At 31.2% G+C, this 19,322-nt stretch carries 25 protein-coding genes and 1 pseudogene; 17 read left to right on the forward strand and 9 right to left on the reverse strand.

The window, feature by feature from the left end; all coding sequences use genetic code 11:
* Positions 1-220: 220 nt before the first annotated feature.
* The 3 genes from HA141_RS06345 to HA141_RS09775 all read right to left on the reverse strand — a co-directional run bounded on the left by HA141_RS06345 (position 221) and on the right by HA141_RS09775 (position 1,158).
* Complete coding sequence (locus HA141_RS06345; protein WP_209118051.1) at positions 221-577, reverse strand: hypothetical protein; 357 nt, start codon at positions 575-577, stop codon at positions 221-223.
* Between the two features lie 80 nt (positions 578-657).
* Complete coding sequence (locus HA141_RS06350) at positions 658-957, reverse strand: hypothetical protein (protein ID WP_209119194.1); 300 nt, start codon at positions 955-957, stop codon at positions 658-660.
* Between the two features lie 117 nt (positions 958-1,074).
* Complete coding sequence (locus tag HA141_RS09775) at positions 1,075-1,158, reverse strand: DUF3764 family protein (RefSeq protein WP_348535326.1); 84 nt, start codon at positions 1,156-1,158, stop codon at positions 1,075-1,077.
* A gap of 140 nt (positions 1,159-1,298) precedes the next feature.
* Here HA141_RS09775 and HA141_RS06360 point away from each other — a divergent pair, with 140 nt between their 5' ends.
* Entirely contained in the window at positions 1,299-2,642 is a 1,344-nt protein-coding gene (locus HA141_RS06360) for a sodium-dependent transporter (protein ID WP_209118053.1), read from the forward strand.
* 378 nt (positions 2,643-3,020) lie between these two features.
* Positions 3,021-4,724, forward strand: a complete 1,704-nt coding sequence (locus HA141_RS06365) for a protein adenylyltransferase SelO family protein (protein WP_209118055.1) — start codon at positions 3,021-3,023, stop codon at positions 4,722-4,724.
* 44 nt (positions 4,725-4,768) lie between these two features.
* On the opposite strand, the gene HA141_RS06370 is transcribed toward HA141_RS06365, so the two are convergent.
* From HA141_RS06370 to HA141_RS06380, 3 genes are all read right to left on the reverse strand, one after another.
* Complete coding sequence (locus HA141_RS06370; RefSeq protein WP_209118057.1) at positions 4,769-5,191, reverse strand: cupin domain-containing protein; 423 nt, start codon at positions 5,189-5,191, stop codon at positions 4,769-4,771.
* A 54-nt stretch (positions 5,192-5,245) separates the two neighbouring features.
* A complete protein-coding gene (locus HA141_RS06375) occupies positions 5,246-5,407 on the reverse strand; it encodes a hypothetical protein (RefSeq protein WP_179852273.1) in 162 nt (53 codons plus the stop codon).
* A 73-nt stretch (positions 5,408-5,480) separates the two neighbouring features.
* Positions 5,481-5,663 (reverse strand): hypothetical protein, encoded by a 183-nt coding sequence (locus HA141_RS06380; RefSeq protein ID WP_209118059.1) that lies wholly within the window; start codon positions 5,661-5,663, stop codon positions 5,481-5,483.
* A 149-nt stretch (positions 5,664-5,812) separates the two neighbouring features.
* On the opposite strand from HA141_RS06380, the gene HA141_RS06385 reads away from it, so the two are divergent.
* From HA141_RS06385 to HA141_RS06405, 5 genes are all read left to right on the forward strand, one after another.
* Positions 5,813-6,082 (forward strand): DUF1651 domain-containing protein, encoded by a 270-nt coding sequence (locus HA141_RS06385; RefSeq protein WP_209118060.1) that lies wholly within the window; start codon positions 5,813-5,815, stop codon positions 6,080-6,082.
* Between the two features lie 457 nt (positions 6,083-6,539).
* A complete protein-coding gene (locus HA141_RS06390; protein WP_187149042.1) occupies positions 6,540-6,677 on the forward strand; it encodes a hypothetical protein in 138 nt (45 codons plus the stop codon).
* Positions 6,678-6,790: 113 nt separating this feature from the next.
* Positions 6,791-7,081 (forward strand): hypothetical protein, encoded by a 291-nt coding sequence (locus HA141_RS06395; RefSeq protein ID WP_025928579.1) that lies wholly within the window; start codon positions 6,791-6,793, stop codon positions 7,079-7,081.
* A 12-nt stretch (positions 7,082-7,093) separates the two neighbouring features.
* Entirely contained in the window at positions 7,094-7,390 is a 297-nt protein-coding gene (locus HA141_RS06400) for a heat-labile enterotoxin alpha chain (protein WP_209118062.1), read from the forward strand.
* Positions 7,387-8,124 carry a type 1 glutamine amidotransferase gene (locus HA141_RS06405; protein ID WP_209118065.1) on the forward strand — a complete coding sequence of 246 codons (738 nt, stop codon included), beginning with the start codon at positions 7,387-7,389 and terminating at the stop codon, positions 8,122-8,124. Before HA141_RS06400 ends, HA141_RS06405 begins: the two co-directional genes overlap by 4 nt.
* A gap of 68 nt (positions 8,125-8,192) precedes the next feature.
* Here HA141_RS06405 and HA141_RS06410 read toward each other — a convergent pair whose 3' ends face one another.
* Entirely contained in the window at positions 8,193-8,321 is a 129-nt protein-coding gene (locus tag HA141_RS06410; protein WP_011863249.1) for a high light inducible protein, read from the reverse strand.
* 298 nt (positions 8,322-8,619) lie between these two features.
* Between HA141_RS06410 and HA141_RS06415 the strand changes: the two genes are divergently transcribed.
* The 4 genes and pseudogenes from HA141_RS06415 (at position 8,620) to HA141_RS06430 (ending at position 9,431) form a co-directional block, all read left to right on the forward strand.
* On the forward strand, positions 8,620-8,826 hold the full coding sequence (locus tag HA141_RS06415; protein ID WP_011376777.1) for a high light inducible protein: 207 nt from the start codon (positions 8,620-8,622) through the stop codon (positions 8,824-8,826).
* The gene (locus tag HA141_RS06420) at positions 8,826-9,086 is read left to right on the forward strand and encodes a chlorophyll a/b-binding protein (RefSeq protein WP_209118067.1); all 261 of its coding nucleotides are present in this window, start codon (positions 8,826-8,828) and stop codon (positions 9,084-9,086) included. The genes HA141_RS06415 and HA141_RS06420 overlap by 1 nt, the downstream gene beginning before the upstream one ends.
* 56 nt (positions 9,087-9,142) lie before the next feature.
* Positions 9,143-9,250, forward strand: a pseudogene (locus HA141_RS06425) (chlorophyll a/b-binding protein); the annotation flags it as partial.
* A gap of 1 nt (position 9,251) precedes the next feature.
* A complete protein-coding gene (locus HA141_RS06430; RefSeq protein WP_011818732.1) occupies positions 9,252-9,431 on the forward strand; it encodes a hypothetical protein in 180 nt (59 codons plus the stop codon).
* A 787-nt stretch (positions 9,432-10,218) separates the two neighbouring features.
* Here the strand turns inward: HA141_RS06430 and HA141_RS06435 are convergent.
* Positions 10,219-10,503, reverse strand: a complete 285-nt coding sequence (locus tag HA141_RS06435; protein ID WP_209118069.1) for a cytochrome B — start codon at positions 10,501-10,503, stop codon at positions 10,219-10,221.
* Between the two features lie 161 nt (positions 10,504-10,664).
* Between HA141_RS06435 and HA141_RS06440 the strand changes: the two genes are divergently transcribed.
* Entirely contained in the window at positions 10,665-10,808 is a 144-nt protein-coding gene (locus HA141_RS06440; RefSeq protein ID WP_011863263.1) for a hypothetical protein, read from the forward strand.
* Positions 10,808-10,966 carry a hypothetical protein gene (locus HA141_RS06445; protein ID WP_011818737.1) on the forward strand — a complete coding sequence of 53 codons (159 nt, stop codon included), beginning with the start codon at positions 10,808-10,810 and terminating at the stop codon, positions 10,964-10,966. The genes HA141_RS06440 and HA141_RS06445 overlap by 1 nt, the downstream gene beginning before the upstream one ends.
* An 8-nt stretch (positions 10,967-10,974) precedes the next feature.
* Here HA141_RS06445 and ychF read toward each other — a convergent pair whose 3' ends face one another.
* A complete protein-coding gene (ychF, locus tag HA141_RS06450) occupies positions 10,975-12,066 on the reverse strand; it encodes a redox-regulated ATPase YchF (RefSeq protein WP_209118071.1) in 1,092 nt (363 codons plus the stop codon).
* Between the two features lie 144 nt (positions 12,067-12,210).
* Between ychF and HA141_RS06455 the strand changes: the two genes are divergently transcribed.
* From HA141_RS06455 to HA141_RS06470, 4 genes are all read left to right on the forward strand, one after another.
* Positions 12,211-13,272 (forward strand): efflux RND transporter periplasmic adaptor subunit, encoded by a 1,062-nt coding sequence (locus HA141_RS06455; protein ID WP_209118073.1) that lies wholly within the window; start codon positions 12,211-12,213, stop codon positions 13,270-13,272.
* Entirely contained in the window at positions 13,269-16,514 is a 3,246-nt protein-coding gene (gene polA, locus HA141_RS06460; RefSeq protein WP_245157313.1) for a DNA polymerase I, read from the forward strand. The genes HA141_RS06455 and polA overlap by 4 nt, the downstream gene beginning before the upstream one ends.
* A gap of 24 nt (positions 16,515-16,538) precedes the next feature.
* Positions 16,539-18,008, forward strand: coding sequence for a cysteine--tRNA ligase (gene cysS, locus HA141_RS06465; protein ID WP_209118075.1), 1,470 nt, complete (start codon positions 16,539-16,541; stop codon positions 18,006-18,008).
* Positions 18,009-18,090: 82 nt separating this feature from the next.
* The gene (locus HA141_RS06470; protein WP_209118077.1) at positions 18,091-19,320 is read left to right on the forward strand and encodes a 1-deoxy-D-xylulose-5-phosphate reductoisomerase; all 1,230 of its coding nucleotides are present in this window, start codon (positions 18,091-18,093) and stop codon (positions 19,318-19,320) included.
* Positions 19,321-19,322: the final 2 nt, after the last annotated feature.

Raw genomic sequence — 19,322 nt, forward strand, 5'->3', positions numbered from 1 at the left:
AAATATGCTTTATCAGAGATTTATTTTGTATTCAACCTCTTTTCTCCATAAAATCCTCAAAAACCTATCTAAAATATCTACTTCCTTTTTATCTACCTTTTTTAGTTTCTTATTATTTTTTTTTTGCATAAATTATCACTTAAGTATTTCAACTTTAAAATGAATTAAAAAAAACACAATGAGCAAAACTTCTTAAAATTTATTGAAGTTTAGATTGTTTTTAAATTGATATGTATTTTTCTGCTCTTCTTAAGGCTTTTATTGCTCCTCTATAATCAAGATTTTTTAATTTTTCCTTACTTTTACGTTCCAACATTTTTACTATTTCATTTATCTTAATTTCATCGATTTTCAACTTATGATCGAATATAAGATCGAATTTCGAGGAATACAAAATAGATAATTCTTCTCTATATTTTTCAATAATTTTTTTATCACAAGATTTAGATTTCAATATTTCATTAGCCTTCATTTTGTCTTCTAAAGCGTCTTTATAATTTCCTAGTTTAAATTTCTTTTCGCTTGATCTGGTTAGCTTAATAATATTCCCCAATATCAATTCACCAGACTCATCCATTTTTTTTTTTGCTATGGAATAATCCTACCAGAATAAAGAAAAAACAACTTATTTTTTTTAATAATCAAATAGTTAAATAATTAACCAATAACTAGTCCTTTTTCAAGAAGCAAATCAAAAACTTCTGCGCTTTTTGTTTTCCCTAATTTAGTTGGCTTATGTAAATCTAATATTTCAGCAAGACACATAATCCAATAAGTACCTTTTTTTAAATTAAGCCTTTCACAAATATGAGAGGGAGCCGATTTAAAACAACCAAATTCTGTTGAAATATTAATATTCATTATTTGAGTTTGTAGTTCTAGAATCAATAGTTGTATTTCTTGCTCAGAGAGGGATGTCCCAAAAGAATATGATTCAATTAAAAGTTGGTAATTCATAAAAACATCATATAAAACATTTTCCGGTCCTTGAAAAATTACAGTTGCTCTATGGGGATTATCTAATTAATTACCAATATAAAAAGTTGTGACTCCCATTTCTTTAAACATCCTCTACTATTCCTTTGCGTTAATATGTGATTCATATTGTTCAAAAGTATTACTTAGTTGAAAATCTAGAATAGTTATTTCAGTCGCCATAACAATTTAAGAGATGTTATTTGATTCTAAATCTTTTTTTTCAAAATAATTATTGAACAAAGATTAGTTTTTATTAAGCAAAGTATTAACTAATTTTTATTTATAGGTTATAAATCAACTATAAAAAACAGATTTTAATTTTGGACTCAAAAATTTCTCAAAGAGAACAGTGGACTAGTAAGTTAGGATTCATTCTTGCTGCTGCTGGTAGCGCAGTAGGTCTTGGCAACCTTTGGGGTTTTGCCTACAGAGCATCTCAAGGGGGAGGTGCTGCTTTTGTACTTTTATATATACTAATCGTTTTGATTGTATGTCTTCCCGTATTTGTTGCTGAAATGGCTTTAGGAAGAAACACTACTGCCAGTACATTGCTTGCACCAGTAAAGTTAGCAGGAAAGAATTGGTATCCATTAGGAATTCTTTTCTTCATAGCTCCCTTGGGAATTGCATCATATTATTCGGTAATAATGGGATGGACAGCAGACACCTTATTCCATTCATTATTTTTTGGATTACCAAAAAATTTGACTGAAGCAGAAACTTTCTTTGGATCAATTAGTAGTGGTAGCAGTGTTTTGTTGGGGCACCTATTAAGTCTTGTTCTTACAGCAATAATTGTTTCATCAGGAATAAAAAAAGGAATCGAAAAGGTAACACGATTCTTTATGCCTATACTTTTTATAATTCTTCTATTTCTAGCAATATGGGCAACTTCACTTTCTGGTGCATGGGAAGGATATAAAACATTTTTGTTCAAGTTTGACTTTGATGAATTAAGGAATCCTCAAACAATTAGAAATGCTTTTACACAAGCATTCTTTTCATTAAGTTTAGGAATTGGAGTTATGGTGACGTATGCTTCATATCTAAATAAAAAGAGTAATCTTCCAAAACTTAGTGTAGGGGTCGCATCATTAGATACTCTGGTGGGTCTTATGGCAGGACTTATTACTTTCCCAATTGTTCTAACGTTTGGTTTAAGTGATGCTATTTCTGAGTCAACAGTTGGTGCATTATTTATATCAATACCTACGGGATTGGGTTCATATGGAGCGGTCGGAAGAATTGTAGCTGTTGCATTTTTCGCGCTAGCTTATATTGCAGCAATAACTTCCTCTGTTTCATTATTGGAAGTTCCAGTTTCCTCTTTAATGGACAAATTTGGTTTTAAAAGAGAAAAATCTGTTTGGCTGATAACTCTTTTCTTATTCTTAGCAGGCATTCCTTCTGCATTAAACTTAAACATTCTTGGAACTATTGATTCGATTTTTGGAGGTGTATTACTTATCTTTGGTGGATTCTTGGTTACTTTCTTTATGGGATGGGTAGTACCTGGAAAGTTTAATGAAGAACTTAGTGATTCAAAAGTTGGAATCAAAACGACACGTTATTTGAAATTCATGACAAGATGGGTTGCGCCCCCAATTATTGGTTTTGGACTATTTATTAGTGTGTTTGATTTGCTTAAAGGCTGGGTAAGTTAGAAAATTTTTACAAGTAATATAGTGCGGAAATAAGGGGGGGTGGTATAAGTCGATTAACAAATTAAATCGTGAACCTTTTTTCGCATTATTTGAAAGCAAGCTTAAAAAAAACTTGTCAAAATATTAGTATTTGCAGTCGTTCTTGTTTAAAAAGTTGATGTGTTGGAGAAGTTCTTTTTTATTTTTTAAAAGCCAAAAAATTTTTTCCAAAAAAATGTTTTACCGCGGATCCTTTTTTTTAATTAAGTATTAACTTTTAACTTATATTTAATCTCAAATGTATCGCCAAAAACCATCCCTAATAGAATCTATATAAGATACATTTAGGTGTTTAATTTAAAGAAATTAGAGCGCCTAAAAGAATAGATAACAAATTTGATGTCAACCAAATCTGATTCATTAAAAGGAAAGCTTACAGAAAATTTTTCTGAATTTTCTCAACTATCTGACTATTCTTTTATGAATTCTCTTAAAGCAGATCCTCAATCAACAAAAGATGGAAATGATCACAAGCCGCGTTCAATATATTCAGGTCATTATGTACCAGTTGTGCCAACTGCTATTCCAGAACCAGAATATATTTCCCATAGCAACAAACTTTTTAAAGAACTAAGGCTAAGCTCAGATCTTACTAAAGACGAGAATTTTTGTCGTTTTTTCTCAGGTGATATTTCTGTTGCTAATTATCCAATGAGTCCTGTTGGTTGGGCAACAGGTTATGCATTATCAATTTACGGAACTGAATATACCCAACAATGTCCCTTTGGCACCGGCAATGGTTATGGCGATGGCAGAGCAATTTCTGTTTTTGAAGGTTTATTCAATGGGAAAAGAATGGAAATGCAACTTAAAGGAGGAGGTCCAACTCCCTACTGTCGTGGAGCAGATGGCAGAACTGTCTTAAGGTCTAGCGTACGAGAATTTCTCGCACAGGAATTAATGGATGCATTGGGAATCCCTACCTCAAGATCTTTAACACTTTATGTCTCACGTTCAGAAATAGTTAGAAGACCGTGGTATTCCAAAGGGTCCAGATATTTTGAACCTGATATCATGATTGATAATCAAGCGGCAATTACTACGAGAGTCGCTCCATCTTTTTTACGTGTAGGCCAGATTGAACTTTTTGCAAGACGAGTTCGTAATAATGCGCATGATGAGGCCCTCAATGAACTAAAAATGATAGTTCAACATCTAATTGATAGAAATTATAAAGATGAAATTGAATATGAGATTTCAATTGAAAGTAAAGTAATAAAACTGGCTTCTTTATACAGATCAAGACTTATATCACTTATAGCCAACTGGATGAGAGTTGGTTATTGCCAGGGTAATTTCAATAGTGATAATTGTGCTGCTGGTGGTTATACCTTGGATTATGGCCCCTTTGGATTCTGTGAATTATTTGATCCAAGATTTCAACCATGGACAGGTGGAGGTGAACATTTCTCATTTTTTAACCAGCCTTCTGCAGCCGCAATCAACTTTAAAACATTCTGTTCATCTCTTAGCCCGTTACTTTCACGAAGCAAACAAGATCAAGAAAAGTTAGATCAAATCGAAAAGGATTTTTCTGAATTAATGAATAAGGAATTGATGAAAATGTGGGCAAACAAGCTTGGTTTAGAACATTACAACGAAGCTCTAATAAATGATTTTTTTAATCTCATGGTCATTTCAAAAGCAGACTATACAATTTTGTTCCGCAAACTATCTGAAATCCCTGATAACTTAGATTCTTTAAAAGACTGTTTCTATCTACCAATTAATGACGAGCTCAATAATAGGTGGGAAGTATGGCTTCAAAACTGGCAATCAATCTTGAAGAAAGAGGGAAATATTAAAGCGAAATCAGCATCAATGAAATCCCTTAATCCAGTCTATACTTGGCGCGAATGGATGGTTGTTCCTGCATATGAAGAAGCTGAAAAGGGAAATTACAAGAAAATAAAAGAGTTACAGGATATCTTTAGCAATCCATATGTAGAACAACCCCCAGAAATAGATCAAAAATATAATCGACTAAAGCCAAGCCAGTATTTTAACTATGGAGGAGTATCTCATTACAGTTGTTCTTCGTAAAAGGTAAATCCTAAAAATGCAGATTGAATAACTTAGAGAAAATTTTATTCATTTATGGCCGTAGGCATTCCAACTACTGATACAACTCCCACATGAAGTATGGCCGGCTTCTTTCCAACATTTTTCACATAGTGAGGGGCCCCATTATTACTCTCTATAAATGCATCACCCGCTTTAAAGAAATTAATTTCTTCACCCCTAACATGTTTTAATCTTCCTCTGGTGACATGAATCAACATTGGGGAAGGATGAGTATGAATTGGAGTTTTCAAGCCAACTGGAATCTTGACTTTTAAGAGTCTTAATTCAGGCTTACCCTCGAGATAATTAAAATTTTTACCACTAAGTCCTTTTGAACTTTGAATAATAGGTATAACTTCAATCTTTTCTTCAGCAAGAGAAGGTTGTGGTGAAGCTAAAGTCCCAATAAAAAGTAAACAAAATGGAATAAATGTTTTTATTTTCATTAGATATTTAAGTTTCACTAATAATAGGTAGTTTGCAAAAAATAATAAACTAATTTATTTCTTATATAACTTTTCTAATTGCTTAATTTCCTCTCTTAAATCTTTACCTCTCTTATTTAATTTATTATTTTTAATAACTATTGGGATAATCCACCAGGCTTGAAGACCTAAAAAGATAAATACTAGGATCAATAATTCAAAAGTACCAGGCTGCATTTGATAAATAACCCTTCTTTGTTAATAACATTATTCTAAAAGTTATTAAACATTCATGAGATTTGGAATTTTTCTAGGCTGCCTCTAATTCAATATTAAGTTCAATTCCCTTTGAAATGATTGCTTCTTTAAATTCAATAAGTTTGGAAATTATTCTTTGCTTCTCAGGATCAGTTTTATGGATATCATCTAAAACTTCCTGCATTGCAAGTGTTACTTTTTGTAGTTTGATTTCTAGATCTTCCCTGTAATTCATAAACTTAAAGAAATTATCATATTTATTAAAAAACAAAATAATTATTAGTAAATAAGTACTTAACCTTAAAAGGATTGACAGCAAAACAAGGAGGATATAATTTATAGTACAAACGTATCAATAATTCACCGGCCGATTAAAGGTAAAGTATGGATCCTAAGTACTCATTTGGTTGTAGCACTAGCAAACCCAACGGATGCCTACTAAATCCCGAAGGCAGCAGAATGATCTTTTTCGAAGAATGCAAAAATTCTCCTAAACCTAATTTTAAAATTCATACTCATCTTTTCTACACAAATCACCTTGGAGAACCTGGAGGGTACAAATCCTCTGAGAAACTCAACATAGATTCAGCTTGGGAAAAGTGGCACGAACTTCACCAAAAAGGATGGACAGAAGTATCTCATAATTACGGATAAATGGTCCGGCCAAGAAAAAGCCTTTATGTTTTATGAGCTTAAGAGTTTCCTAAAGTATGGAATTCGGTGTTAAAAATAAATAATCAATATTTATTGACATTTGTATATGAGGAAACATTAAATTGTCTAAAATCTCATAAGAATAAAAGAATAAAAATTAATATGCAATATTATTTAAATGATAAAAAATTAAATAAGATTGAAAAGCAAAAGGCGGAGAAAGATGGTCTGAAAATTTTCAATCCAATTCATGGATAACTATAAATTAAATCAGGGTTTGAAAACAATGTAATCGTAGATACCAACAGCTTTTTTATTAATTGATTATAAATTAAAAACACGAGTTAACCCGTTCCAATTTGTTGACTCTGAGGTTTTAACCGTTGACTCCTTATCTACTTCTAGTTGTGACTCGCTAGTTTCAAGATTCAAAAACGGTATTTATATATCTTAAATTATGGAAAAAAAAATCGCAAAGAAATACGCCGATCTTATAGTCCAGGCTAATAATTCAACAGGCAGAAAAGAAGCTTTGTCATTGATTAAACAAGCAACAAAATTAAAAACCAAACTTGATCAATACGAAATGATGTAGTCTCTTAAAATCTACAGGATATTCAAGATGAGGTAGAAACTAGTTCCTTTTTTTTTTATCCTGCTATAAAAATACTAAGAGATTATTTAACTTATCTGCTTTAATAAAATATCGTGGAATTAACTGAGCTAATTAAGGATTACGTTGCTACAGAATTATTATCAAGTATTGAAATTGATTTTCTTGAAGGAGAATTATGGGAAACCACTCAACATATTGCAGAAATAAATACAGTTATTAAAGCTCCAAAAAATATATGCAAGAAATTGGGACTAGATGAAAAATCTTGCTGGCAATTATGTTGTGCAGCCGTTCTTGACTCCTCAAGACCATTAAAAAATGGACAAAAGAGAGTAGATGATTTTAAAAAATTAATTAATCGATATGAAATCAGCTACATATAAACTAAAGACTCAATGATACGTTTACTTATTGCATCAATTCTTTTTTTTACTCCAATAGGAGGTTTTGCTGATGAAAAGCAAAGAGAAATTGAGAATGAAGCTATAAATCTTGTTATTAAAAAATATGGAAAAGGCTTAGAAAATAGATTAAAAGGAACAGGAGTAACTCCCAGTTATCGAAGTTGGTATGAAAATGATTGTTTTGTAAGTATTGCAGCAGGTACATATCAAGAAGATACTTGGTCGGCAATGAAGTGGTTTAGCGTTAATGTCTGTTCTGAATCAGCTGAAATGATGGAAAGTGAATGAAGGAAATAAAACGCCTATTAGTTTTGCAGCATTTAGAAATAGAGGGGCCAGGTCTTTTTGAACAATTTGCTAAAGAAAGAGATTTGAAAATCGAAATTATTCGTTTAGATAATAAAAATGCTCTGCCGCAAACAAAAAAAGGTGACTTAATTCTAATTATGGGTGGGCCAATGGGAGTTAAAGATATTGGAAGCGAAAGATATCCCTGGCTTAAGTTAGAAAGAGATTTTATAAAAAAAGAATTAGAAAATAAAAGACCTATAATCGGTGTTTGCTTGGGTGCTCAGTTGCTTGCGAGTGCTGCTGGAGGAGATGTAGAAATTCTTAAATATGGATCACCTCCAAAAGCATTACCGGAAATTGGATGGTCTCAAATTTTTATTAATAAATCAAATAAAGACTTTAAAGCACTGTTTGAAGACCCTTTTCATGTACTGCATTGGCATGGAGATAGGATTTTATTACCTAATAAAGCAGTACTTATTGCTAGTAGTTCACGTTGTAAGGAACAGTTTTTTAGGATTGGTAATTTTGCTTACGGATTACAATTCCATATAGAGACGACGGGGGGAATGATAAATAACTGGATTAAAGAAGATAAAGAGTTTGTCCTTAAAGGATTAGGCTTAAATGGTCAGGAAACTTTAAAAGAAGAGAATAAAAAATATATTGATAAAACTTTTTTAAAAAGAAAGCTTCTAATAAATAAATTATTTGAATTATTAGATAATTAAAAAGAGCATAATAATCCAGTAAAAAAGGGCTTGATAAAGCCCCTGAAAAAATTTAAAAAGGATTTTTACTAGAAAATACCTGGAAGAATTTGACCAGTAAAATAGTAGGCTCCTACAAGAGCAAACATTCCAAGCATTGCTGCTTTACCATTAAGCTTTTCAGCTTTTTCGGTCATGATTTTTTTTGCGAATTCCATAATAAAGTGAAATATATTATATCTAAAAAATAACTATTCAAATTTCAGAGTGATGTAGTTTTTTCTACCAAATTGATATCTTTCTAAGGATTAAAAACACTTAAACAACGAATTGAACTCTTAATAGAGTGCCAGCCAATCTGTAAAGCGTGGCAAGTCTAAAAACAACTATTTAACAAAATATGTAACGTTTATGCTACATTTATGTAGTAAATATCTTGAATATAACTTAATTTCGGCTTAATACTTTACATTTGTTAATAGTAGTGTTACATTAGTTAACAATTACACAACTTCAATGGCTAATTCAAACGTTACTACTGAATCAGGCGGCAGACAGAATATGTTTCCTACTGAGACACGTCCTTACATAGATGAGTCTGTTTCTTACGACAGCTACCCACAAAATGCGGAAAAAGTTAATGGTCGTTGGGCAATGATTGGTCTTGTTGCACTAGTAGGTGCTTACGTTTCAACTGGACAAATTATTCCTGGCATTTTTTAATGAGTCCACTTTCAGGTTTTTTAGCCGTAATTGTATTCTTTACAGCCACCCTCGTTGCTTATCTAACCAAGCAATTTCAAAATGAAAATTTAAACTATTCATCTTCTAATCAAATGAAAAACACAAACACAAAAGTCAAAACAATCGAAAAAGAAAAAGTTGTTGCTGAAACTCTTAACGGCAGATTCGCAATGCTTGGACTAATTGCTGCTGTTGGAGCATACCTAACAACAGGTCAAATAATTCCTGGTTTCGTTTAAAAACCTACTATTTAACATTTCTACAAATCAGAAAAATGGAAAATTCAAAAACAACTTATTGGCAAAACGCCGAGAGAACTAATGGAAGAATGGCAATGATGGGCTTATTTGCATTAGTTGTAAATTATGGCTTATTCGGATGGATAATTCCAGGAATTTTTTAAAATGAATTTAGGCTTACTTTTTCTTAAAGTAAATACTTTGGGAGTTATAACTCTTTCTGAACTTGATTGGATAACTAACCATCAATCTGAATTTTCAAGGCTAGATATGGCTTTAGTTATTAAAATCGGCCGTCTTATGGATTCTGGAGTAGTCGAAATTGATAATAGATTGCCTGTTTAATTTTTAAAAATTGATCGTCATGAGTGTTTGTCAATAGGGATACTGACAAGCACTTTTTTATGAGAAAAAATATTTGTAAAAAAAAGAGATTGTTTCTTAGCTAAAAACAATCTCTCAATTACCTAATTCTTACATGAAAATTTCAAGTAAGCTTTCAGATCTTAACTCATTTGTTTTCATAGTAAATCCGTAAAAATGCTTTTGTAATTTATCTTTTTAAGCCACCTCTTTTGATCCAAAGGAACCATGTAACCCAAATAGGAGGAAGGAATCTGATTAAAAAAGAAATTTTATATATATAAAATGGGGCATTTTCACTTTGAAATAAATGCATCAAAAAGGAAGATATAGTTACCCAAAGTAAAATTATTAATATATTTGCTCCCAACAAAGCGAACTTATTTTGTTTGAATATTTTTGGCATAAGGTAATTTTTTATATTCTTAATTTTAAATAATCTCGGGAAATAAATTATACATTTTTCAAAAAAACTTCAAATTTAAAATCCATATCCAAATAAAAAAAGTACTAAATTTCAATCCCTCGCCAAATAACAATCCAAAAGCGATAGGAGGAGAAAATATTAAAAAAAGAATAGAGAATAAACTAAATAATGCAAATGATCCTCTTAGAAAGAAATTCTTTCTTTTTGTTCTTCTTAGATTTTTTAAAGTATTCCACTCCCATTTGATAAACCTATAGAACTTTTCTGATAATAAAAAAAAATACTTCATTAATATTATTAATTTCTATCGGCTTTTCTTATTTATAAAATTAATTTCACCAGTTAGCAATAAACCTTATCCCCTTCTTCCGAAAGATAGTAAATTTTATTTTCTGAACTTACGAAGAAAGTTAATCCCTTATATTGTGATCTTTTAAATTTATCTAATCTAAGTTTGTGTAAATCCCAATTATCAGTAGTTATGTCAGGATTAAATTCTTGTTCTTTTAAGAAAGGTACATAAGTTGGACTAATTGTTGTTTTTTGGGCTAATCCTCTATTTCGTTTTGAATAAAAAAGTAATAAAAATAAAAGTACAAAAAAAAGAATTAATAATATATTTGTCATTGTCAATTTTTCTAATTTGAAAACACTTTATTTGGAGAATCAAGAACTTTTCACAATAAATTTCTTAGTAAGTAAAAAATCCTATTTTTATATTCTTGTATTTTTGAATACTTATCAAGGGGTTACCTAAATCAGATTATAAAATTAGTCGCATTTTCAACATGACTCAAAATTCCATGAATACTCCTTATGCAAAAAGAGTAGCTGAAAAATTTAGAGAGGCTCAAAACTATTTAAAAACTAATGGTTTTAGTAGATCAACTAAACATTTACTGGAAGATATTGAAAATTCTGTTGAAAAATAATGCCAATACCTCCTCACTTACCACAACTACAATATGGCTACGATGATGGCTTTACAACCATTGTTTTTGGTTTAATAGGAAGTTGCTTAGGATGTATCTTAATTTTATTAATTTCATTTTTTGAATTTAAATTCAAAAAGCAAAATAGTAAGCCTTAAGAGACTTACTAAACGTTAAATAAGAACTCCATTACATCACCTTCGTTAACAATATATTCCTTACCTTCACTTCTTAAAAGACCTTTAGTTTTTGCATTGGCAATTGAACCTGAATCAATTAAATTTTGATACGAAATAGTCTGAGCTCTTATAAATCCTTTTTCAAAATCAGTATGAATTACTCCTGCTGCCTGTGGAGCAGTCATCCCATCTTTTATTGTCCAAGCTTTTGTCTCCTTTTCTCCGGTAGTGAAATAAGTTTTTAACCCCAATAATTTATATGTTGATCTAATTAATGAACTTAATCCCCCTTCTTCTACTCCTAAGCCAATAAGGTAGTCTTTTTTATCTTCTGGTTCTAACTCTATTAATTCAGATTCGACTTGCGCTGATATTTTTATACATTCTGTATTTTCATTGCTTGCAAAACTCTGAACTGTTGATGAAAAATCATTACCTTCAGCTAAATCATTTTCATTCAAATTAGTTGCGTAAATAATTGGTTTAGCAGTAAGGAAGCCTAATTGCTTAATTATTAAATTTTCTTCTTCATTCAAAGATATTGATCTAACTGAAAGGCCTTTCTCTAGCTCTTGTTCAATTTTTTCTAGTAAGGTATCTTCTTTAGCTGCCTCTTTACTAGTTCTAACCTGTTTTTTAATTCTTTCTCTTCTTTTTTGGAGTTGAGATAAATCAGCTAAATTCAATTCCAGATTAATTATCTCAATGTCATCCAGGGGATCTACCTTTCCAGAAACATGAATTACATCACTATCTTCAAAGCACCTTACAACATGAACTATTGCATCAACCTCCCTAATATTTGATAAAAATTTATTTCCCAAACCTTCGCCTTTACTAGCTCCTTTTACTAGTCCTGCGATATCTACAAATTCAATTTTTGTTGGGATAATATTTTGGCTAGAACTTAAATCACCTAACTCTTGCAACCTTTGATCAGGGACTGAAACTATGCCTTTATTAGGTTCTATAGTACAAAAGGGAAAATTAGCCGCTTGGGCCTTAGCATTTTCTACAAGTGCATTAAATAGAGTTGATTTTCCAACATTTGGTAATCCAATAATACCTGCTTTTAACATTTGAAAAAACTTATGGAAAAATTATCAAGAAAACATCTTCTAGTAATATAGTATTTACTTAACCAATCTTGGATAAGTTAATTATAATCGTCTTGATTATTTATTTAGTTCCTAAATATTCTCTACTTCTGCTTTTAAAAAGAAATGTTTGATTTAATAAAAAAAAATATAAATCTAAGAAGTGGAATTATATTGCTTTCTCTAGCTATATTTTTCGTTTTTATAACCAATTCCTTCAAGAAAAATAAGTCAAAAGATATTTCTGATTTTGTAGTTCAAGTTGAAAAAGGAATCCTCTCAGATTCAATTAATACTAGTGGTGAAGTAAAAGCAATAAGGGCAAGCAATATTGGGCCTCGGAAGCAAGGCGTAATAAAAGAAATCAAAGTAGATGAGGGCGATCTTGTAAAAAAAGATCAGGTTTTAGCTTCTCTTGATGATGAAGACTTTATCTATAAAATTAAAGAACTTGAATTAAATGTAGAAAAACAAAAATCTGAATTTTTAAGAAGGGAATATTTATATCAAGAAGGCGCAGTAAGTAAAGAAGACTATGAAAGTTATAAAAATAACTACAACATTAGTAGCGCAAAACTTAATGATGCAAAAGCTGAAAAAAGTTTCTATCTAATTAAAGCTCCTTATGGAGGAAAGATAACTGCAAAATATGCTGAGATAGGATCTTATGTCACACCAAGTACAAACTTAAGTTCAGACCCTAAAACCAAAAACTTTATTTTTGAACTATCAGAGGGCCTAGAAATTGTGGCTAAAGTTCCTGAGAGTGACATTGGCAGAATAAAAATAGGTCAAGAAGCCTCAGTAAGAATTGAGGCTTATCCCTCAAAAAAATATAGTGCCATAGTTAAAAAAATAGCTACAAGAGCTGTAAAAGATAATAATGTAACCTCATTCGAAGTAACTTTAAATTTTAAAGATATTTCTGAAGAAATTAAAATTGGAATGACTGCAGATCTTGAATTTAGAGTCGAAGGTAATGAAGAGAAAATCTTAGTGCCAACAGTTTCTATTGTCACTGAAAAAGGTGAAAAGGGAATTTTGAAAGTTGATAAAAACAATTCTCCCAAATTTGAAAAAATTGAAATTGGTATTAGTAGTGGAAATCAAACTTCAGTAATTGATGGATTAGAACCGGGAGAGCAAATCTTTATTGATATTCCACCTTGGGCTAAGAAGAGAAAATGAGTTTCCAATCAGAAAACTCTAAAAAACCAATTTTACTTTTAGTCGATGGTCACTCTCTAGCTTTTAGAAGTTATTACGCTTACAGTAGAAGTTTTGAAATTCTTGTAACAGCGAATTTAAAATTAAAAAGTGAAATCAAGGAAGGCCTTGCCGGAGAATTAATAATTGAGAATCCGGATGAAAAGAAATTTAACGTTCAAATAAATAAAATATACTCAAGAGTTTTAAACTATGAAGATATAAGTTATTTCTATCCAGAAAATTCAAGCGAAAAAGATAAATTCTTTCAATTTACCCTTAAGTTTTCACCTTCCTTATCAAAAGATGATGAAAAAGAATTAAGAAAAGCAATAACTATAAGTTTAGATTTACAAAATAATAATTTTGAATTTTTTGCTGAACTTGTTCCTGCCAATAGATTAACCACCAATTCTGGAATCCCTACAAATATTACCTACGGATTCCTGAAAAGCCTTTTAGAAAATTGCAAAAAACATTCTCCTCAAGGAGTTTGTATAGCATTTGATACTAAAGAACTTACATTCAGACAGGAGCTTGACCCATCATATAAAGCAAATAGGGGAGCACCTCCAAGTATTTTTTTAGAGGATATAAAGAGGTTAGAAAATATTCTTAAAAATCAATTAAACCTGCCTATATTTAAAGTTCCAGGTTTTGAGGCTGATGACATTCTTGGAACAATATCTCAAAAAGCATCAAAAGATAACTGGTACATCAAAATTCTTTCAGGAGATAAGGATCTATTTCAATTGGTTGATTCAAAAAAAGATATTTATGTCTTATATATGGGAAGTGGCGGTCCCTTTGCAAAAAGTTCTGAGCCAATTCTTATGAATGAAGACGGTGTTTTAGATAAATTAGGAGTTTTACCTGAGAAAGTTGTTGATCTAAAAGCATTAATGGGAGATAGTTCTGATAATATTCCAGGAGTTAAGGGTATTGGTCCAAAAACAGCCATTAATTTACTAAGTGAAAATAATGATTTGGAGTGTATATTTGAAACCCTTGATGAAATAAATTCAGGTATAAAAACCAATTATGATGGTTTCATAAAAGGTTCAGTCTTAAAGAAATTGGAGAATGGTAGAGATTCTGCTTATAAATCTCAGTTTCTAGCGACTATCAAAACTAACCTGAAAATAGAAAATGATAATTATTCTTTATCTGAAGTAGATTCGGATAATTTGTATGAAAAACTTAAGAAATTAGAGCTTAATTCTCTTTTAAAACAAATAGATATATTCAATTCAACCTTTAGTGAAGGTGGTTTTCAAAAAAATGATCATAATAAAGAAGAGGGAAAAGAATCCAAAATCTCAAAAAAAGTTGAATTAGAAAATAGTGAAAATAAAATTCCTAAAATCAAAGTAAATGTTATTAATGATCATAAATTACTTGATAAATTAGTTCAAAGACTAGACAAGACGAATTCGATAGTTTCTCTAGATACAGAGACTAATAGTTTAAATCCAATCGATGCGGAACTTGTTGGGATAGGATTATGTCTTGGAGAAGAAATTGATGATTTATTTTATATACCTCTTGGTCATCAAACAAAAAAAGAGACTCCCAATCAATTATCAATTGAAGATGTTTTCTCAAAACTAAGAACTTGGATAGAAGATCCAAAAAAAGAAAAGGCTCTCCAGAATTCTAAATTTGATAGGCAAATATTTTTTAATCATGGACTCGATCTTAAAGGGGTAACCTTTGACACCCTACTAGCAGACTACCTTCTCAATAATCAGGAGAAGCATGGGTTAAGTGAAATTAGTTATAGATTATTTGGATTTAAACCTCCTTCATTTAAGGAAACTGTTGGAAAGGATAAAGACTTTTCATTTGTTGATATTAATGAAGCAAGTATTTACTGCGGTTATGATGTATTTCTAACTTTTAAGATTGTCAAAATTTTCAAAGAAAGATTTTCAACAGAAAAAGATAAATTAATCAAATTGTTCGAAGAAATCGAGCTTCCTTTAGAGCCAGTGTTGTCCCAAATGGAGATGAATGGAATCATAATTGATGTCTCTTATTTAGAGGAACTTTCAAAAGAGTTGAAAAGTACATTAGAAAATATTGAAGCTAAAGTTTATGAAATGGCAGAAGAAATTTTTAATTTGTCCTCACCCAAACAACTTGGTGAAATTTTATTTGAGAAGTTATCTTTAGACAAAAGGAAATCAAGAAAAACAAAGACCGGATGGAGTACAGATGCAGTGGTTCTTGAAAAATTAGTCGACGAACACGAAATAATCCAACATTTAATAAAACATAGAACTCTCAGCAAATTACTTAGTACTTATATTGATGCACTTCCAAATCTTATTAACGAAAAGACTGGAAGAGTTCATACAAACTTTAATCAGGCAGCCACTGCTACTGGAAGACTAAGCAGTAGCAATCCTAATCTTCAAAATATTCCAGTCAGAACTGAGTTTAGTAGGAGGATAAGGAAAGCCTTCTTGCCGGAAAAAGGCTGGAAACTATTATCAGCTGATTATTCACAAATAGAGTTAAGAATACTTGCTCACTTAGCAAAAGAAGAAATACTAATTAATGCATTCCAACAAAATGATGATATTCATTCTTTAACTGCAAGACTAATTTTTGAGAAAGAAGAAATATCTCCTGAGGAGAGGAGGGTTGGTAAAACCATAAATTTCGGAATTATTTATGGAATGGGACCTAGAAAACTAGCTCGTTCAACAGGAGTAAGTACGGAAGAAGCAAAAGATTTCCTAATAAAATATAAAAAAAGATACGCAAAAGTTTTTACATTTTTAGAACTTCAACAACGTCTTTCTCTTTCCAAAGGTTATGTAGAAACAATTTTTGGAAGGAAAAGAGAATTCAAATTTGATAAAAATGGATTAGGTAGATTATTAGGGAAAGATCCAAATGAAATAGATTTACAAAGTGCTAGGAAAGCTGGAATGGAAGCCCTATCGTTATTAGCCGCCGCAAATGCCCCAATTCAGGGTTCAAGTGCAGACATTATTAAGGTAGCCATGGTTCAACTCAATAGAAAATTTATAGAAATGAGCGTCCCAGCAAAAATGCTTTTACAAGTACATGATGAATTATTATTTGAGGTTGAACCAAATTCTTTAGAAAAAACAACCAAATTAATTAAGGAAACAATGGAAGGTTGTGTAAAATTGAGTGTACCTCTTTTAGTTGATATTGGAATTGGAGACAATTGGATGGAGACAAAATAAACCTTATGAAATACTTAATTTAAGATGATCAAACTTTTTAATACTTTAAGCAAAAGAGTTGAGGTTTTTAAGCCTATTGATGATGTGGTAAAAATTTATTGTTGTGGAGTAACTGTATATGATTTATGTCATCTTGGTCATGCCAGAAGTTATATAGCTTGGGATGTATTGAGAAGATTTTTTATTTACAGTGATTTCAAAGTTAAGTATGTTCAAAATTTTACAGATATTGATGACAAGATCTTAAAAAGAGCTAAAGAAGAAAGCAGTTCAATGAAGGAAGTATCTGAAAAAAATATTATTGAATTTCATAAAGATATGGATTCGTTAGGAATAATGCGTCCAGATAGTATGCCAAGAGCAACGAATCATATATGCAATATCTGCTCCTTCATAAAAATCCTTGAGGACAAAGGTTATGCATACTCTAGGGATGGAGATGTTTATTATTCTGTTTTTAAAAATAGAAATTATGGAAAGCTTAGTAACCAAAACATACAAGAACAAAATATCAATCAGCAAGGAAGAATGGCTAATGATGAAAATAGTAAAAAACTTAATCCGCAAGACTTTGCACTATGGAAAAAAGCCAAAGATGATGAACCATTTTTTGATTCACCATGGGGTAAAGGTAGGCCAGGATGGCATATTGAATGTTCGGCGATGGTTAAAGATGAATTAGGAGATACTATTGATATCCATTTAGGTGGTTCTGATTTGATTTTTCCACATCATGAGAATGAAATCGCCCAGTCAGAAGCAGCCAATGGCAAAAAGCTAGCGAACTATTGGTTACACAATGGGATGGTCAATGTAAATGGACAAAAGATGAGTAAATCTCTTAAAAATTTTAAAACTATCAGAGAGCTAATTAAGTCAGGTATAAGCCCTATGACTTTGCGATATTTTGTTATGACTGTGAATTATAGAAAACCACTTGATTTTACTGAAGAAGCTTTAAGGAGTGCTTCAGAAGCTTGGAAAAACATTAATGTAGCCCTTTCTTTTATGGACCTTACAAAAGGTGCTTTTAGATCTATTGAAAAAAATGAATCTCTCGAAGAAGAATATAAAGAGAAAATAAGTTTTGAATTATCTCAAAAAAAGCTTAAATTTTCTGAGGCTCTTGGAAATGACCTTAATACAGCAGGTGCTATTGCAATTATTTACGATTTAGCGAAACCATTAAAAAACTTTTTAAACCAATTTCAAAGGGTTGAAGGTTTTAAAATAGACCTAAATGAAAAATTCTTTCTACTTGAGAATTTTAAAACTCTAGAAAAGTTGACTGAGGTACTTGGTCTTAAAAAAGAGGTTTTAGTAAAAGAAAGTAAAATAAAAGAAGACGAAATATCATCGCTTATTGATGAAAGGTTGAAAGCAAAAATGGAAAAGAATTATGCGAAGGCAGATGAAATCAGGAATTTGTTAAAAGAAAAAGGTATTGAACTTATTGATCAATCAAAGGAAATAACCACATGGATAAGGGTATAAATTTTAAGAAAAAAACCAATTTGAAATTTTTGTTTTTTAAATACACCTTTAGATGGGAAGATAATAGAAATATCAGAGAAAATTGAAATACATTACTGTGCTCGGTTCTACTGGTTCAATAGGGACTCAAACTCTCGAAATAGCTAGTGAGCAGCCTGATAAGTTTAAAGCCGTAGCTCTTTCCGCAGGAAGAAATATTAGTTTATTAACTGAACAAGTTAAAACACATAAACCAGAGGTGGTTGCAATTGAGGATGAAAGTCTTATAGAAGATTTAAAAGATAATATTAATAACTTAGATTTAGATGTTGCTCCCTTGGTTCTAGGTGGAAAGCAGGGGATTAACGCAGTTGCGGCATGGGACAAGGCAGATACTGTGGTAACAGGGATAGTAGGCTGTGCAGGCTTAATTCCAACAATGTCAGCAATTAATGCGGGGAAAAATATTGCACTTGCTAACAAAGAAACTTTAATTGCTGCAGGACCAATTGTTATTCCTGCATTAAAGAAAAATAATAGTAGGCTTTTACCTGCTGATTCAGAACACTCTGCTATCTTTCAATGTTTACAGGGATTACCTAATTATGAAAATGCAGATTTTTCAACAGGAGAGATGCCTAAGGGTTTAAAAGCCATACATTTAACAGCTTCAGGTGGTGCTTTCAGAGATTGGGCCGTTGAGGATTTAAAGCATGTCACAGTGGAAGATGCGACTTCACATCCTAATTGGGATATGGGAAAAAAAATAACTGTAGATTCTGCAACTCTTATGAATAAAGGATTAGAAGTTATAGAAGCTCATTATTTATTTGGGACCTCTTACGAAAATATCGAAATAGTTATCCACCCTCAAAGTATTATTCATTCAATGATTGAGATGGAAGATTCTTCAGTATTAGCTCAATTAGGTTGGCCAGATATGAAACTACCGATTTTATATGCGATGAGTTGGCCTGAAAGATTTAAAACAAATTGGAAAAGATTAAACTTAAGTGAAATTGGAAAATTAACTTTTAGAGAGCCAGATGAGTTTAAATATCCATGCATGGGACTTGCCTATGCTGCAGGAAAATCATCTGGGACTATGCCTGCAGTCTTAAATGCTGCTAATGAAATGGCTGTTGAACAATTCCTCAAAGAAAAAATTTCTTTTCAAGAAATTCCAACATTTATAAGTAAAGCTTGTGAATCACATATGGAGAATTTGAATTTGAGTCCCGAATTGGAGGATATTCTTGACGTAGACAATTGGGCCAGACTTTTTGTTAAGCAAGAAATTAAAAAAGGGAAAAAATACGTAAGTATTGGATAAAA

This window comes from Prochlorococcus marinus XMU1402, from assembly GCF_017696205.1.
Taxonomy (GTDB): Bacteria; Cyanobacteriota; Cyanobacteriia; order PCC-6307; family Cyanobiaceae; genus Prochlorococcus_A; species Prochlorococcus_A marinus_AC.